Annotated in this window: 16 protein-coding genes and 1 pseudogene; 14 read left to right on the plus strand and 3 right to left on the minus strand. The window is 71.5% G+C overall.

Annotation, left to right across the window (positions count from 1 at the left end; all coding sequences use genetic code 11):
* Positions 1-5: 5 nt before the first annotated feature.
* The 7 genes from ACIRQ7_RS23365 to ACIRQ7_RS23395 all read left to right on the plus strand — a co-directional run bounded on the left by ACIRQ7_RS23365 (position 6) and on the right by ACIRQ7_RS23395 (position 6,958).
* The gene (locus ACIRQ7_RS23365) at positions 6-974 is read left to right on the plus strand and encodes a helix-turn-helix transcriptional regulator (protein ID WP_401473441.1); all 969 of its coding nucleotides are present in this window, start codon (positions 6-8) and stop codon (positions 972-974) included.
* A gap of 17 nt (positions 975-991) precedes the next feature.
* A complete protein-coding gene (locus tag ACIRQ7_RS23370) occupies positions 992-1,942 on the plus strand; it encodes a helix-turn-helix transcriptional regulator (RefSeq protein ID WP_401473438.1) in 951 nt (316 codons plus the stop codon).
* Between the two features lie 58 nt (positions 1,943-2,000).
* Entirely contained in the window at positions 2,001-2,261 is a 261-nt protein-coding gene (locus ACIRQ7_RS23375) for a hypothetical protein (RefSeq protein ID WP_403673522.1), read from the plus strand.
* A gap of 16 nt (positions 2,262-2,277) precedes the next feature.
* Positions 2,278-2,484, plus strand: coding sequence for a hypothetical protein (locus tag ACIRQ7_RS23380; RefSeq protein WP_404264745.1), 207 nt, complete (start codon positions 2,278-2,280; stop codon positions 2,482-2,484).
* A gap of 223 nt (positions 2,485-2,707) precedes the next feature.
* Positions 2,708-3,001, plus strand: a complete 294-nt coding sequence (tatA, locus tag ACIRQ7_RS23385; RefSeq protein WP_404264746.1) for a Sec-independent protein translocase subunit TatA — start codon at positions 2,708-2,710, stop codon at positions 2,999-3,001.
* A 65-nt stretch (positions 3,002-3,066) separates the two neighbouring features.
* Positions 3,067-4,032, plus strand: coding sequence for a twin-arginine translocase subunit TatC (gene tatC / locus ACIRQ7_RS23390; RefSeq protein ID WP_404264747.1), 966 nt, complete (start codon positions 3,067-3,069; stop codon positions 4,030-4,032).
* Between the two features lie 109 nt (positions 4,033-4,141).
* Positions 4,142-6,958, plus strand: a complete 2,817-nt coding sequence (locus ACIRQ7_RS23395) for a DEAD/DEAH box helicase (protein WP_404264748.1) — start codon at positions 4,142-4,144, stop codon at positions 6,956-6,958.
* Between the two features lie 262 nt (positions 6,959-7,220).
* Here the strand turns inward: ACIRQ7_RS23395 and ACIRQ7_RS23400 are convergent, their stop codons facing one another.
* The gene (locus ACIRQ7_RS23400; protein ID WP_404264749.1) at positions 7,221-8,345 is read right to left on the minus strand and encodes an LLM class flavin-dependent oxidoreductase; all 1,125 of its coding nucleotides are present in this window, start codon (positions 8,343-8,345) and stop codon (positions 7,221-7,223) included.
* A gap of 346 nt (positions 8,346-8,691) precedes the next feature.
* On the opposite strand from ACIRQ7_RS23400, the gene ACIRQ7_RS23405 reads away from it, so the two are divergent.
* Complete coding sequence (locus ACIRQ7_RS23405; protein ID WP_404264750.1) at positions 8,692-9,078, plus strand: L-rhamnose mutarotase; 387 nt, start codon at positions 8,692-8,694, stop codon at positions 9,076-9,078.
* A gap of 42 nt (positions 9,079-9,120) precedes the next feature.
* Here the strand turns inward: ACIRQ7_RS23405 and ACIRQ7_RS23410 are convergent.
* A pseudogene (locus tag ACIRQ7_RS23410) lies at positions 9,121-9,413 on the minus strand (ADP-ribosylglycohydrolase family protein); the annotation flags it as partial.
* 23 nt (positions 9,414-9,436) lie between these two features.
* Entirely contained in the window at positions 9,437-10,255 is an 819-nt protein-coding gene (locus ACIRQ7_RS23415) for an IclR family transcriptional regulator (RefSeq protein ID WP_404264751.1), read from the minus strand.
* 173 nt (positions 10,256-10,428) lie between these two features.
* On the opposite strand from ACIRQ7_RS23415, the gene ACIRQ7_RS23420 reads away from it, so the two are divergent.
* The 6 genes from ACIRQ7_RS23420 (at position 10,429) to ACIRQ7_RS23445 (ending at position 14,371) form a co-directional block, all read left to right on the plus strand.
* Complete coding sequence (locus ACIRQ7_RS23420) at positions 10,429-11,598, plus strand: amidohydrolase/deacetylase family metallohydrolase (protein ID WP_404264752.1); 1,170 nt, start codon at positions 10,429-10,431, stop codon at positions 11,596-11,598.
* Entirely contained in the window at positions 11,595-12,023 is a 429-nt protein-coding gene (locus ACIRQ7_RS23425) for a hypothetical protein (RefSeq protein ID WP_404264753.1), read from the plus strand. Before ACIRQ7_RS23420 ends, ACIRQ7_RS23425 begins: the two co-directional genes overlap by 4 nt.
* A 118-nt stretch (positions 12,024-12,141) precedes the next feature.
* Positions 12,142-12,507, plus strand: a complete 366-nt coding sequence (locus tag ACIRQ7_RS23430; protein ID WP_404264754.1) for an SFCGS family glycine-rich protein — start codon at positions 12,142-12,144, stop codon at positions 12,505-12,507.
* Positions 12,504-12,839: a DUF4312 family protein gene (locus ACIRQ7_RS23435; protein WP_404264755.1), complete on the plus strand. Its 336-nt coding sequence runs from the start codon at positions 12,504-12,506 to the stop codon at positions 12,837-12,839. Before ACIRQ7_RS23430 ends, ACIRQ7_RS23435 begins: the two co-directional genes overlap by 4 nt.
* A 10-nt stretch (positions 12,840-12,849) precedes the next feature.
* Positions 12,850-13,641 (plus strand): DUF4311 domain-containing protein, encoded by a 792-nt coding sequence (locus tag ACIRQ7_RS23440; RefSeq protein WP_404264756.1) that lies wholly within the window; start codon positions 12,850-12,852, stop codon positions 13,639-13,641.
* Positions 13,642-13,654: 13 nt separating this feature from the next.
* Complete coding sequence (locus tag ACIRQ7_RS23445) at positions 13,655-14,371, plus strand: DUF4310 family protein (protein ID WP_404264757.1); 717 nt, start codon at positions 13,655-13,657, stop codon at positions 14,369-14,371.
* The last annotated feature ends 40 nt before the right edge of the window (positions 14,372-14,411 follow it).

Raw genomic sequence — 14,411 nt, forward strand, 5'->3', positions numbered from 1 at the left:
CGTCGATGGCGATTGCCAAGGCCGAGCGGCTGATGAACCTGGCGCTGTGTCTGCTGGGGACCCGTCGACCGCTGACCAAGCGCGAACTGCGGTCATCGATCGAGGCGTATCTGGAAGCGGGCGGCGACGACTCCTTCAACCGCATGTTCGAGCGGGACAAGGACGACCTGCGCGAGCTGGGCCTGGTGATCGAGACCGTTGACGGCATCGAGGGCGACGTCGGCTATCTCGCCCGCCGCGACAGCAACCGCCTCCCGCCGATCACCCTGGACGCCGAGGAGGCCGCCGCCCTCGGACTGACCGCCAAGGTCTGGCAGCAGGCCCGGCTGGCCGGTGCGGCCAGCGGCGCCCTGCAGAAGCTGCGGGCGGCCGGGATGCCGCTGGCCGCCGACGGCGCCGACCTCGACGCCGGGCAGCCGCACAGTGCCCTCGAACCCCGCATCCCGACCCACGAAGCCGCGTTCGAGCCGCTGATGCTGGCCTGCCGGGACCGCCGGCCGGTGGTCTTCGACTACCGCAAGTCCAACGCCGCGCGCCCCGAGCAGCGGCAGGTCGAACCGTGGATCCTGGAGTGCTGGCGCGGCCACTGGTACGTCGCGGGCTGGGACCGCGAGCGCAAGGCCGAGCGGGTCTTCCGGCTCTCCCGGATCACCGGCAAGGTCCGTTCCCGGCAAGGGGCGTTCACCGCTCCGGTGCCCGATCACGTCACCGTCCGCGAGACCGTCGAGAGCTGGGCCGGCGAGACCGCCACCGGCACCGCCAGGATCAAACTCCGTGCCGGGCACGGCTATCCGCTGCGGGCCCGCGCGCTCTTCGTCCGGGACCTGGGCGACGGCTGGGACGAGCTGGAGATCCCCAACGGGCACGGACTCGACGCCTGGCTCGTGGAGTTCGGCCCCGACGTGGTCGTCCTGGAACCCGCCGAACTGCGGGCCGATGTCGTGGACCGGCTGCGCGCCGTGGCCAAGGGCTGAGAGGGATACGAGAACCCATGGCGACGAACGCGATCGACCAGACCCGCCGGATGCTGTCCCTGGTGACCTACCTGCGCGAGCGCCCCGGCGCCCGCGTCGGCGACGTCGCGCGGGCCTTCGGCATCACCGAGGACGAGCTGATCGCCGACCTCGACGTACTGCCCATGTGCGGTACGAGCTTCCGTGGCGGCGACCTCCTCGACATCGACACCGACGGCGACCGCATCTGGTGGCACAACCCCGACGATGTCGCCGAACCGCTGCGGCTGGCCGCCGACGAGGCCACCGCGCTGCTCGTCGCGGCCCGTGCCGTGTCGACGCTGCCCGGCCTGCGCGAGGGCGACCGGCAGGCGCTGCTGCGCGCCACCGCCAAGCTGGAGGCGGCCGCGGGCGAGGTGGCCGGTGCCAGCTCCCGGCTGTCGGTGACCTTCGAATCCGAGGGCGGTGTCTTCGCCGACGTGGACCGCGCCATCGCCGAACGGCGCCGGCTGTGGCTGCGCTACTACTCCCCGGCACGCGACGAGCTGACCGAGCGCGAGGTGGACCCGATCCGTCTCTTCGCGGTCGGCCACACCTACGTCGAGGCCTGGTGCCGGCTCTCGGAGGCGCGGCGTACCTTCCGGCTCGACCGGGTCGCCGAGATCAAGCTGCTGGACGCGCCCGCCGACCCGCCGCCCATCGAGCTGCGCGACCTCTCGGAAGGCCTGGTGCAGCCGGCCGCCGAGGACCCCGAGGTGATCATCGAGGTGGGCCCCGGGGGCCGCTGGGTCGCCGAGTACTACCCGCACGACAGCGCCGAGGAGCTCCCCGAGGGCGGGCTGCGCATCACCCTGCGCACCCCCGACCCCGCGTCGCTGCGCCGGCTGGCCTTGCGGCTCGGCAGGGACGGCAGCATCGTGTCCCCGCAGGCGCTCGCCGACAGCGCACGCCAGGCCGCGGGTGAGGCGCTCGCGGCGTACGACGGGTGACCGCGGGGCACCGGGTCCCGTAGCGGGCGCACCGAACCGTAAAGAGGAGCAGCGAAGGATGACGACCACGATGGCGGCGACCACCATGGCGACAACGACCGCTCCGGTGCTCTTCAAGGCGGCCTGCACGGACTGCCGGGGCCGTTTCGAACTGGCCTCGGACGCCTTCCGGCTGGCCATCGGCGCCAGCAGCCGCACCACCTTCTACTCCTTCACCTGCCCCGACTGCGGGCGCGCGGTGCGCCGGCCGGCCGGTGAGCGGATCATCGAGCTGCTGACCGGCGGCGGGGTCCGCACGCTGCGGCTGCACACGGGCTGACCGATAGGCTCGCCCCATGCTCTGGCCCATGATCGCTATCGCCCTCGGCTTCCTCGGCATCGCCGTGCTGGGCGTCCTCGCCATCCGCGTCTTCGTCGAGGTACGGCGGCTGGCCCGTCAGGTCGGTGCGGCGTCGGAGCGGATCCAGCGGGCCTCCGCCGACCTGGAAAGCGCGGCGACGCCGCTTGCCGCGCGGGCCCATGAGGCCGGTCGTGACTACTGACGTCGGCACTCTGCTGTGACGCGGACCCGGGAGGTACCCTGCATGCGTGGTTCAGACCACTAGGCAGGGTCGGACCACCGGCAGGGGAGGCAATCCGCAGTATGCAAGGGGATTGCCCAGCGTTCACGACCGAACGTTACGATCGAGCTAGCACCAGGACGCCAGTCCGACCCCATCGGCAGGCACCACAGCAGACGCCGCCCCGGCGAGAAGGTAGTCGCACATGTTCAGCAACCTGAGGGCCCCCGAGATCATTCTGATCCTCGTCATCGTTGTGCTGCTGTTCGGCGCGAAGAAGCTCCCGGACATGGCGCGTTCGCTCGGCAAGTCCGCTCGTATCCTCAAGAGCGAGGCCAAGGCGATGAAGAAGGAGGGCGAGAAGGACGGCGACGCCGCCGCCCCGTCCGACCCCACCGCCGACGCCACCCAGGCCGCGCCTCGTACGATCCAGGCCTCGCCCGGTGATGTGTCCAGCTCGCGCCCGGTGGCCGAGCCGAACCGCACCAACCAGAACTGACCGAGCCGACCCAGCCCTACCGACCCGGTTGGTCGGGAAGCTGACGCACGAGACGAGGAAGTGGGTTGCTCAAGTCTGCCCGCAAGCAGGACAAGGATCCCGATGGGCGGATGCCCCTCGCGGCGCATCTGCGTGAGTTGCGCAACCGGCTTCTGAAGTCGGTGCTGGCGGTCTGTGTGGCCGCCGCGATCGCGATGGTCTACTACCAGGACATCGCGCGCTTCATCACGGGGCCGGTCCTCGACGTCGTCGGCTGTCCTTCGGGTACGGCCGCCGCCGGCCCCCGCGCGCATCCGTGTGCCGAGATCACCGCCAACGGTCTGATCGCGCCCTTCACGATCATGCTGAAGCTGTCGCTCACCTCCGGCGTGGTCGCCTCCAGCCCGATCTGGCTCTACCAGCTGTGGGCCTTCCTCGCCCCGGGTCTGCACCGGCACGAGAAGAAGTACGCGCTGAGCTTCGTCGGCGCCGGCGTGCCGCTCTTCCTCGCGGGCGCCTACCTCGCCTACGCGGTGCTGCCCACCACGGCCGGGGCCCTGGTCGGGCTGACACCCAGCGACTGGGCCAACCTCTTCCCGGCCGATGAATTCATCGACATCGTCACGCGCATGGTCGTCGTCTTCGGCCTCGCCTTCGAGCTGCCGCTGCTGCTGGTGCTGCTGAACTTCGGCGGCGTGCTCACCGGCCGCCGGGTCCTGGGCTGGTGGCGGTTCATGGTGCTGGGCATCACGGTCTTCGCCGCGCTCGCCACACCCACCGGTGACCCGCTGGTGATGACCCTGCTGGCACTGCCGATCGTGATCCTGTACTTCGGCGCCACGGGCATCTGCCTGCTCCACGACCGCCGCCGCAAGCGTGCCGACCCGGACGCGGAGCTGGACGACGACGAGGCCTCCGAGCTGGACCTGACGCCTGCCGCTGTCGGCGAGAGCGAGCCGGTGGCCTCCAGCCGGATGCTCCCGGAGCAGGCGAGCGGGGACTCCGGCGGCAGTGAGCCGAGCCGTCGGGCCGGCTACGACGACTTCACCTGAGCTGACACCGCATCGTGCCCTGCGCACCGCCCGGGACCCGAAGGGTCCCGGGCGGTGAACGGTAAAGATCCGGTGTGTGTCAGTGGTGGCCGGTAGGCTCGTAAGCACGATGACCGAGGACATGTCCCCTGCTGAGCGCTTTGCCGCCGCCAAGCTCCGGGCGGCCGAGCAGGCCACCGCACTCGCCCCTTTCCGAGAGATGTACGAGTTCGATCTGGATCCGTTCCAGATCGACGCATGCAAGGCCCTGGAGGCCGGCAAGGGCGTGCTGGTCGCGGCCCCCACCGGATCCGGAAAGACGATCGTCGGCGAATTCGCCGTCCACCTGGCCCTGGAGCAGGGCCGAAAATGCTTCTACACGACGCCCATCAAGGCGCTGTCGAACCAGAAGTTCCAGGACCTGGTCAAGCGGTACGGCGCCGACAAGGTCGGCCTGCTGACCGGCGACAACAGCGTCAACTCCGATGCCCCGGTGGTCGTGATGACCACCGAGGTGCTGCGGAACATGCTCTATTCCGGCTCGCAGGCGCTGGTCGGTCTCGGGTATGTGGTCATGGACGAGGTCCACTACCTCTCCGACCGTTTCCGCGGTGCCGTCTGGGAAGAGGTGATCATTCACCTCCCGGAGTCCGTGACCCTGGTATCCCTGTCGGCCACGGTCTCCAACGCCGAGGAGTTCGGGGACTGGCTCGACACCGTCCGAGGCGACACCGAGGTGATCGTCTCCGAGCACCGCCCGGTGCCGCTGTGGCAGCACGTCCTCGCGGGCCGGCGGATATACGACCTGTTCGAGGAGCGGGACGGGCAGGGCGGCGGCCGCCGCGAGGTCAACCCCGACCTGGAGCGGCTGGCACGGATGGAGAACAGCCGGCCGACGTTCGGCCGGGACAAACGCCGTGGCCGCAATCTGCGCGAGGCGGACCGCGAGCGTGAGCGGCGCCAGCGCAGCCGCATCTGGACCCCCAGTCGCGCCGAGGTGATCGACCGCCTCGACAACGAAGGCCTGCTGCCCGCGATCACCTTCATCTTCAGCCGGGCCGGCTGCCAGGCGGCCGTCCAGCAGTGCCTGTACGCCGGCCTGCGGCTCAACGACCAGGAGGGCCGCGAGAAGGTCCGCCGCATAGTCGAGGCGCGGACGGCCGGCATCCCGGACGACGACCTCCATGTGCTGGGCTACTTCGAGTGGTTGGAGGGCCTGGAGCGGGGCATCGCGGCACACCACGCCGGCATGCTGCCGACCTTCAAGGAGGTCGTCGAGGAGCTGTTCGTGAAGGGGCTGGTCAAGGCCGTCTTCGCGACCGAGACGCTGGCCCTGGGCATCAACATGCCCGCCCGTACGGTGGTGTTGGAGAAGCTCGTCAAGTGGAACGGCGAGCAGCACGCCGACATCACCCCCGGCGAATACACCCAGCTCACCGGCCGGGCCGGGCGGCGCGGGATCGACGTCGAGGGCCACGCCGTGGTGCTCTGGCAGCGCGGCATGAACCCGGGCGCGCTGGCCGGCCTCGCCGGGACGCGTACGTATCCGCTGCGTTCCTCCTTCAGGCCGTCGTACAACATGGCGGTCAATCTGGTCTCGCAGTTCGGCAGGCACCGTTCGCGGGAGCTGCTGGAGATGTCCTTCGCGCAGTTCCAGGCCGACAAGTCGGTGGTCGGGATCTCCCGCCAGGTGCAGAAGAACGAGGAGGGGCTGGAGGGCTATCGCGGTTCGATGACCTGCCACCTCGGGGACTTCGAGGAGTACTCCCGGCTGCGGCGGGAGTTGAAGGACCGGGAGACGGACCTCGCCAAGCAGGGCGCGGCGCAGCGGCGGGTGGCGGCCGCGACGGCGCTGGAGAAGCTCAAGCCGGGCGATGTCATCCATGTCCCGACGGGCAAGTACGCCGGTCTCGCGCTGGTGCTGGATCCGGGCATGCCGTCGGGGCGGACCAACGGCCATCGCGGCTTCGAGGCCCAGGACGGTCCCCGGCCGCTGGTGCTGACCGCCGAGCGGCAGGTCAAGCGGCTCGCCTCGATGGATTTCCCGGTGCCTGTCGAGGCGTTGGACCGGATGCGGATCCCCAAGTCCTTCAACGCCCGCAGCCCGCAGTCGCGTCGTGATCTGGCGTCCGCGCTGCGCACCAAGGCCGGCCATATCGTCCCGTCGCGGCACCGCAAACCGCGCTCGGAGGCGGTCGACGACCGGGAGATCGCCCGGCTGCGTACGGCGATCCGGGCGCATCCCTGCCATGGCTGCGACGAGCGGGAGGACCATGCCCGCTGGGCGGAGCGCTATCACCGGCTGCTGCGGGACACCCGCCAGTTGGAGCGTCGGATCGAGGGGCGGACGAACACCATCGCGCGCACCTTCGACCGGATCTGTTCGCTGCTGACCGAGCTGGACTACCTCGAAGGCGACACCGTCACCGACGAGGGCCGCCGGCTGGCCCGGCTCTACGGCGAGCTGGACCTGCTGGCGAGCGAGTGCCTGCGCGACGGCGTCTGGGAGGGGCTCGGCCCGGCGGAGCTGGCGGCCTGCGCCTCGGCGCTGGTGTACGAGGCGCGGCAGGCGGACGACGCGGTGGCCCCCAAGCTGCCGTCCGGCAAGGCGCGTGACGCCTTGGCGGAGATGGTGCGCATCTGGGGCCGGCTGGATGCCCTGGAGGAGAGCCACAAGATCAATCAGGCGGAGGGTGTCGGCCAGCGCGAGCCGGACCTCGGCTTCGCCTGGTCCGCCTACCGCTGGGCCTCCGGGTTCGGCCTGGACGAGGTGCTCCAGGAGGCGGACATGCCGGCCGGCGACTTCGTCCGCTGGTGCAAGCAGCTGATCGATGTGCTCGGCCAGATCGCCGCGGCGGCCCCGCCTGGCGGTTCGGTGGCCCGCACGGCCCGCAAGGCCGTGGACGGCGTGCTCCGCGGCGTCGTGGCGTACTCGTCGGTGGGCTGAGCAGGGTCCGGCCGGGCCGGACGGTGAGATGACGGCGGCTGCGCCTGCGGGAGTCCGCAGGCCCAGCCGCCGTTCACTTTGCGGGGAGGGGCCCCGACCCGGGGAGCCGGATGCGCCGAGGGTGGCGAGGCGGAAGCCGCAACCGTCACGAGGAGGTGGGCACGGCCGGCTGTGCCCGGCGCGCCCACCGTGGTTCCTGATGTGGCGCCGGTCGTCGTCCGGGTCGTGCGGCGGGCGCCGCGCGACCCGAAGGGCGCCCGCCCTACGAGGCTGCCCGTTCCCCCGCCCCTTCCGCCGCCCGTGCCGCGTCCCGCTTGGCGACCTCCTCGCGGACGATCGGGATGACCTGGCGCCCGAAGTCGATCGCGTCGTCGAGCAGGTCGTAACCGCGGGCGGAGAGGATGTCCACGCCGAGGTCGTAGTAGTCCAGCAGCGCCTGGGCGACGGTCTCGGGCGTGCCGACCAGCGCGGTGGAGTTTCCCGCGCCGCCGGTTTCCGCGGTGGTCGGCGTCCACAGCGCACGGTCGTGCCGCTCGCCCTGGGCGGCCACCGCCAGCAGCCGCTGCGAGCCGGTGTTCTGCGGGTTCGTCAGCGGATGCCGGCGGCTGAGCACGCCACCGGCCTTCCGCGCCTTGATCCGCTCCAGGGTGCGGTGCGCCTTCTCCCAGGCCAGTTCCTCCGTGGGCGCGATGATCGGCCGGAACGCGACCTGGATCCTGGGCACATCGGTGCGGCCCGCGGCGCGCGCCGCCGCCTTGACCGAGGCGATCTGCTCGGCGGTCTGCGCCAGCGGCTCGCCCCACAGGCAGTAGATGTCCGCCTCGGCCCCGCCGGCCGCGTAGGCGGCGGCCGAGGAACCGCCGAACGAGACCTGCGGATGGGGCTGCTGGACGGGGAAGGTGTCCGAGACGAAGTCGTGGAAGCGGTAGTGCGTGCCCTCGTGGTCGAAGGGTTCGTGGGTGGTCCAGATCTTCTTGACGAGGCCGATGTACTCCCGGGTGCGGTCGTAGCGCTCGTCCTTGGTGAGGGTGTCGCCCTCGCGGGCCTGTTCATGGTCGTTGCCGCCGGTGATGAAGTGCACCGCGAGGCGGCCGTCGCTGATCCGGTCCAGGGTCGCGAAGGTTTTCGCGGCGAACGTCGGATAGGAGACGTTGGGACGGTGTGCGACCAGCAGTTGCAGGGTGTCGGTGCGCGCGGCGATATAGGCGGCGGCCGGGGAGGGGTCGGGGGAGCCGGAGCCGTAGGCGAACAGCACCCGGTCCCAGCCGTGGTCCTCGTGGGCGCGGGCCAGCTTCAGCGTGTAGTCCTTGTCGAAGGACACGCCGGAGCGCGGGGTGACTTCGGAACCGTTGTGGGTGGCGGCGATGCCGAGGAACTCGACAGGCATGGGTGCGGCCTCGTCTTCTCGTAGGTCGTGCTCAGTCAGGAAGGCGTACGGCGGCGCGCGCCACGGAAGTGCCCTGCGGAAAGGCGGAGGGAACTCCCGTAGGGGATTGCCGTACGGGGAAAGGGGGGTGCGCTACGGAGAAGTCAGCGGCAACAGGAGGCGGACCACACTCGACCGAAGTCGATGTGGTCGCGGGTGACCAGCCGCGGCTGAGGACGCATGCCGCCAGTGGAACAGCTGATACGTGGTACGTCAACCAATCGCCGGTATGCGGACGTGCGTTGGCCGCCGCTGCGCCCGTCGTGCGTGGGTGTGCGGGGAGGGGCGCGGGGTGCAGGATGCCGTCATGGCTTCGATACGTGACGAGGGTGCGGGCGAGGGCGGGGCACATGAGGGCGGCGACCCCCGGGTCCAGCGCTTCGGGAAGATCATCAAGTTGCGGCCGGAGCACCGGGAGGAGTATCTGCGTCTGCACGCCGACGCCTGGCCCGCGGTGCTCGCCACGCTCACCGCATGTCATATCCGCAACTACTCGATCTTTCTCGAGGGCGGGATGCTGTTCTCGTACTTCGAGTACGTGGGCGGGGACTACGCCGCCGACATGGCCCGGATGGCCGCCGACCCGGCGACGCGGGAGTGGTGGCGGCTGACCGACCCGTGCCAGGAGCAAACGGAGGGCGCCGTGGCGGGGGAGTGGTGGACGCCGCTGCGGGAGGTCTTCCACCACGACTGAGCCACCGCCCCGCCCGCCCTCTCTGCCCCTTTGCTGCCTTCCCTACGCGCCGCTCCCGCCCCGCCGCGCCTCTCGGGCTCCGGCGTGCAACAACTGCTGTGCCGGCGCGGCGAGTTCGAGGATCCGCAGGACGCTATCGCCGTGCCCCGGCAACGGTACGTGCAGCGGCCGGGACCAGCGCTCCGGGATCGCCTGCACGCCGTGCACCGCGCCGGCCAGTGCGCCGGGGCGGCGGCAACCGTGTCGGTGTCGCCGCCCAGATCGGTCGCGGCGCCGACGGCCGCGGCGTACGAACCGGTGGTGCGCAGCGCCCAGAGGGCGGAGCCCAGTCCTGGGCACGGAGTTCACGTTCCCGGTCTCACAGTCGTCGTGACACCTCTGCCGCCGCCTGCCGGACCGCCGGGGCGAACGCCGTCAGCTGGTCCTCGGTGACCAGGAAGGCGAGGGAGGAGACGGATACCGCGCCGACCGGGTAGCCGTCGGTGTCCAGGACCGGGGCGGCGAGCGAGCAGATCGCCGCGTCGGCCTCCTCGTACTCCGTGGCGAAGCCGCTGTGCCGGATGTCGGCCAGCTCGGCGAGGAGGGCCGTGCGGTCGGTGACGGTGCGGGGGGTGCGGGCGGGCAGTCCGACCCGGTCCAGCAGTGCGCCGGCCTCCGCCTCCGGGAGGTGGGCCAGCAGTACCTTGCCGGCGGCCGAGGCGTGCAGCGGGAGGTGCATGCCGACCTCGGTGGCGATGCGGTAGGCGTGTCCCGGGTCGACCTTGTGGGTGTAGGTGGCGTGGTCGCCGCTGAGCACCGCCAAGTGGACGGCCTGGCCCAGGCGTTGCTGGAGCGCGCGGAGCACCGCGTCGATGCCGACGGTGTCATCGGAGAGCACCTGGGCGGCCAGCGCCCGGAGTTGGACGCCGATGCCGTAGCGGCCCTCACCGTCCGGGACGGCGTACCCCTCCTCGGTGAGGGTGGCGAGGATGCGGTGGGTGCTGGCCTTGGGGACGCCGGAGCGGTCGGCGATCTCGCCGAGCCGGTGCGGGGCGTCGGGGTGTGCGAGGGCCTGCAGCACGCGCAGTGCCTTGGCGACGGAGTTGACCGCGGTGGGGCTCCCGGCCGCGGCGTCGGGCGTGGTCTCCGGCCGCGCGTCGGCCCGGTCGTCCACCGGTCCGCCGGTCGGCCCTTCCACCGCGGCTCCCGTTGTTTCGCGTGACCTTTCGCGATCCATTGACCCTCCGAAGGCATCCGGCTAGCGTGCCACCAATCCGTTCTCCGGAACGCGAATCTACTCTACGGAACGCCTCTCCGTCCCGCAGCTGTACCTCCGCGCCCCATCTCACGCTCAGTGAAAGGCCGCCGTCCATGGTTGTGCAGGCATCCACCGACATCCGATTCGATCTTGTGATCCGCGGCGGGCTGCTGGTCGACCCGGAGAAGGGCACGGCGGCGCCCGGAGATCTCGCCGTGGCGGGCGACCGGATCGCCGCCGTCGGCGGGCCCGGGACGGTCGATCCGGCAGGCGCCGAGGTGTACGACGCGAGCGGACTGCTGGTCACGCCCGGCCTGATCGACCTGCACACCCATGTCTACGACGGCACCACCGGCCTCGGCCTCCCGGCCGATCTCGCGGGCGTCCGCCAGGGTGTGACGACCGTGGTGGACGCCGGCAGCTGCGGCAGCGACGACTGGCCGCACTTCGCCGCCGGTGTCGTCGCCCCGGCCGCCACCCGCGTGCTGAGCTGGCTCAACATCTCCCGGCACGGGCTCGTCCACGGCACCGCCGAACTCGTACGGGGCGCGGCCGACATCGATGTCGAGGCCACCGCCGGGATCCTCGCCCGCCACCCGGAGACCGTCCGCGGCCTCAAGGTCCGGATGAGCCGTTCGGTGCTCGGTGACAGCGGTCTGGCGCCGCTGCGTACGGCCGTCCGGCTGGCCGGGGACCACGCGCTCCCGGTGATGGTGCATGTCGGCAACGCGCCGCCCGCGTTCGGCGACGTCCTGGACCTGCTCGGGCCCGGCGATGTCGTCACGCACGCCTTCCACGGCAAGACCGGCGGGCTGTTCGGCGGCGGCCGCGCGCCCCTGCCGCAGGCCCGCGCGGCCCTGGAGCGCGGGGTGCGGTTCGACGTCGGGCACGGCAGTGCCAGCTTCGCGTTCGACACCGCGGAACGGGCGCTCGCGGCCGGGATCGAGCCGTACACCATCAGCACCGACCTGCACGCCCGTAATGCCGACGGGCCGGTGCACGACCTGACCACCTGCCTCTCCAAACTGCTCGCCCTCGGCATGCCGCTGCCGGACGTCATCCGCTGCACCACCTCCCGGCCGGCCGAAGTCCTGGGTTTGGCTGGGGAGTTGGGTTCGCTGAAGCCGGGCGCGGCGGCCGATCTGAGTCTGCTCGGCACGGCCGGGGCGCCGGAGCACCTCACCGACTCCGAAGGGCACACCCGCCCGGCCGGGCCGTGGCTCGCCCCCGTCGCGGCCGTCCGCGCCGGGCGCCCGATTCCGATACGAAAGGCCGCCGTATGACTGCCGACCCCTTGATCGAGCGGCTGGCCGGGGCCGTGGCGGACACCGCCGAACCCGTCCGCGAGGAGGACCGCCGGGCGCTCGCCCGCCTCCTTCCCCTGATCGAGGAGCGGGCCACCGCCGAACGCATCACCTTCGGCGACGACCGCAGGCTCGCGCTCGCCGTCCACACCCTGGCGTTCGTCCGCCGGGTGCGGGCCGGGGAGCACCTGGACGCGCTGGATCCGCAGCTCGCCGACGAGGTCGGGCCGGGCCGCCTGGCCGCCGCCCGCGAGCTGATCGACGCGTACTGCACACCCCGCGGCTTCGTCGCCGGGGACACCGAAGTCCTGCTGCTCGCCCTGCACTTCGAGACCGCACGGCAGCTCCAGGACACCGCCCCGGAGCACACCGCCGCCACGGCGGCACAGCGCACACAGGCATGACCGGGCCGCGCGCCGAGGGGCCGCGGATCACCCGGCGACACGGACGACGTACGACACCTACGCCACGGACGACGTACGCACGTACGTACGTACGCCACGCACGACAAGGGAGCGCACCATGGCAGTCAAGATCGTGATCGGGCACCGGCTCGGCAAGGGCCAGGCCGTCGCCGACGGCATCCGCGCGGCGGGCGCCGAACCCGTCCTGATCCCGGGCCCCGGCGCGGACATGAAGGTCGGCGACGTGATGGCCGCCGAGGGCGCGGCGCTGGGCATCTCCTTCTGCGGCAGCGGCGGCGCGGGTGCCGTCACCGCCAAAGCCAAGTACGGACACGACATCGAGTTCGGGATGCGCTCCCCGCAGGCCGGGATCACCGCCGTCCAGCAGGGCAAGACGGTGCTCGGCTTCGGCTTCCTGGACAGCGAGGAGCTGGGCTTCAAGGTGGCCGAGGCGCTGCTGAGGAAGCTGGGGGAGGCGGCGTGATCGAGGACCGGCACACCGTCCGGGTCAGCGGCACCGGACCGACCCGCGAAAAGGCCTTCGCCACCGCCATGCAGCAGGTGTCCGGTGCCGTCGGCAAGCTGACCGACGGCGTCTGCTTCCGCGTGGAGCCGCTCGCGGTGGAGGTCGCATCGGCCGTCGAACACCGCTGGACGGAACGGTTTTTGGGGCTGTTCTTCGCCCGCGAGCGCCGCCGCTTCGACCTCACCCTGCGGATCGAGGTGCGCGTCGCCGCGCTCGATCTGGACGCCATCGATTTCTCCGTACGCGAGGAGCGGCTGAGCCCGCTCCAGCACGCGCTCCACATGAGGTGAGGACGCCGGCATGAACGAGACGCTCACCATCGCGCTGGAGTCGATGGTCATCGGCGCACTGATCGGCTTCGGGGCCGGCGCCGGCGTGGCGCGGATGTTCCACGCCCCGAAGGTGCAGGGCATGGGCGCCTTCCGCACCCTGGGAGAGCTCAACGCCTGCGAGAACGACCCCGTCGCGCACTTCTCCTTCGGCCTCGGCTTCTTCTTCAACGCCTGGGCCAGCGCGGTCGGCACCGGCGCGCTCACCTCGGACGTCGACCACCGCATCGTCCCGCACTGGGCCGCGGCCCTGTCGATGACCCGGAACCGCAACCTCGCCGAGACGCTGCACAACCCCCGCCGGATGGCGGTCTTCGGGGCGGGCGTCGGTCTCGTCCTGGTGACCGTGCTGAACACGACCGCGGCCTCCATCCCGCACTCGCTCCAGAAGGTCGCGGCCGATGTGCTCGGACCGGCGTCCGAGTGGCTGATCAACCCCGTCATGCCGATCGTCTTCTGGATGGCGGCGGTCGACGCGGGCCGGCGCAGCGGCGGTTGGGGCACGGTGCTCGGCGGTCTGGCGCATGTCGTGATGGGCAACGCGGTGCCCGGGATCGTGCTCGGCATCGTCGTCGGCAAGGGCATCGACGACCTGGGGTGGACCCGGGTCACCAAGTCGCTCGCCGGGGCGGTGGTGACGCTGTTCGTGGTCAGCGCCTTCCTGCGCGGCGTCGACATCCAGCTGCTGCAGCAGATGAAGGCGGACGTACCGCACTGGCTGGCGCAGCTCCACGAGGCGACCGGCACCACCCCGACGAAGTGAGCGAGGCAGCGCGATGACCACCGACGACGTCTCCACCGCCACGGGGTCCCCGGCGTCCGCCGGCAAGGCCCGCGCGAAGGTGCCGGGCGAGGGCAGCTTCTGGCTCTCCGAATGGGTCTTCCCGCTGTTCGTGGCGGCCCTGGCGGCCGGCATCTTCGCCGGTACGCACCTGTACTACGTCTACCGCACCGGCACCTTCAGTGATGTCGCCGTCACCGCCATGCTCAAGGCCGGTATGGACAGCGGGAGTTACGGAGCGGCGGCCGCCTTCGGCGCCGGTTTCCTCTTCGCCCGCGTCATCGAGGGGCCGATGGTCGGCATCCTCGACATCGGCGGCTCCCTGCAGACCGGTGTCGGCATCGGCATCCCCGCGATGCTGCTGGCCGCCGGGGTCACCGCCCCGCTGGAGCACTTCTGGCTCGCGGTGCCCACCGGGGCCGTACTGGGCGCCCTGATCGGCGCGCTGATCCTGGCGATCCGGCGGGCGACGGTGAATTCCGCAGGCGGCACCTCCACCTTCGGCGCCGACGTGATGATGGGCGCCGGCAACTCCGCGGGCCGCTATCTCGGCCCCCTGGTGATCATCGCGGCGGCCACCGCCTCGCTCCCCGTGGGCCTGGGCTCCACGCTCGGCGCGGCCCTCTTCTACTGGTGGAAGAAGCCGCTGACCGGCGGCGCCATCCTCGGCGCCATGCTCTTCGGGCTCTTCTTCCCGATCGCGGGCAAGTAGGCCGCCCGGCACGGCCGTTACGACGCGCCAAAGGCAGCCG

It is taken from the genome of Streptomyces sp. NPDC101393, from assembly GCF_044767385.1.
Classification (GTDB): domain Bacteria; phylum Actinomycetota; class Actinomycetes; order Streptomycetales; family Streptomycetaceae; genus Streptomyces.

Excerpts from the sequence above, each read along its gene's own strand:
- ACIRQ7_RS23365 (WP_401473441.1), top strand. The coding sequence starts at position 6 with ATGGCGATTGCCAAGGCCGAGCGGCTGATGAACCTGGCGCTGTGTCTG.
- ACIRQ7_RS23370 (WP_401473438.1), top strand. The coding sequence starts at position 992 with ATGGCGACGAACGCGATCGACCAGACCCGCCGGATGCTGTCCCTGGTG.
- ACIRQ7_RS23375 (WP_403673522.1), top strand. The coding sequence starts at position 2,001 with ATGACGACCACGATGGCGGCGACCACCATGGCGACAACGACCGCTCCG.
- ACIRQ7_RS23380 (WP_404264745.1), top strand. The coding sequence starts at position 2,278 with ATGCTCTGGCCCATGATCGCTATCGCCCTCGGCTTCCTCGGCATCGCC.
- tatA (WP_404264746.1), top strand. The coding sequence starts at position 2,708 with ATGTTCAGCAACCTGAGGGCCCCCGAGATCATTCTGATCCTCGTCATC.
- ACIRQ7_RS23395 (WP_404264748.1), top strand. The coding sequence starts at position 4,142 with ATGACCGAGGACATGTCCCCTGCTGAGCGCTTTGCCGCCGCCAAGCTC.
- ACIRQ7_RS23400 (WP_404264749.1), bottom strand. The coding sequence starts at position 8,345 with ATGCCTGTCGAGTTCCTCGGCATCGCCGCCACCCACAACGGTTCCGAA.
- ACIRQ7_RS23405 (WP_404264750.1), top strand. The coding sequence starts at position 8,692 with ATGGCTTCGATACGTGACGAGGGTGCGGGCGAGGGCGGGGCACATGAG.
- ACIRQ7_RS23420 (WP_404264752.1), top strand. The coding sequence starts at position 10,429 with ATGGTTGTGCAGGCATCCACCGACATCCGATTCGATCTTGTGATCCGC.
- ACIRQ7_RS23425 (WP_404264753.1), top strand. The coding sequence starts at position 11,595 with ATGACTGCCGACCCCTTGATCGAGCGGCTGGCCGGGGCCGTGGCGGAC.
- ACIRQ7_RS23430 (WP_404264754.1), top strand. The coding sequence starts at position 12,142 with ATGGCAGTCAAGATCGTGATCGGGCACCGGCTCGGCAAGGGCCAGGCC.
- ACIRQ7_RS23440 (WP_404264756.1), top strand. The coding sequence starts at position 12,850 with ATGAACGAGACGCTCACCATCGCGCTGGAGTCGATGGTCATCGGCGCA.
- ACIRQ7_RS23445 (WP_404264757.1), top strand. The coding sequence starts at position 13,655 with ATGACCACCGACGACGTCTCCACCGCCACGGGGTCCCCGGCGTCCGCC.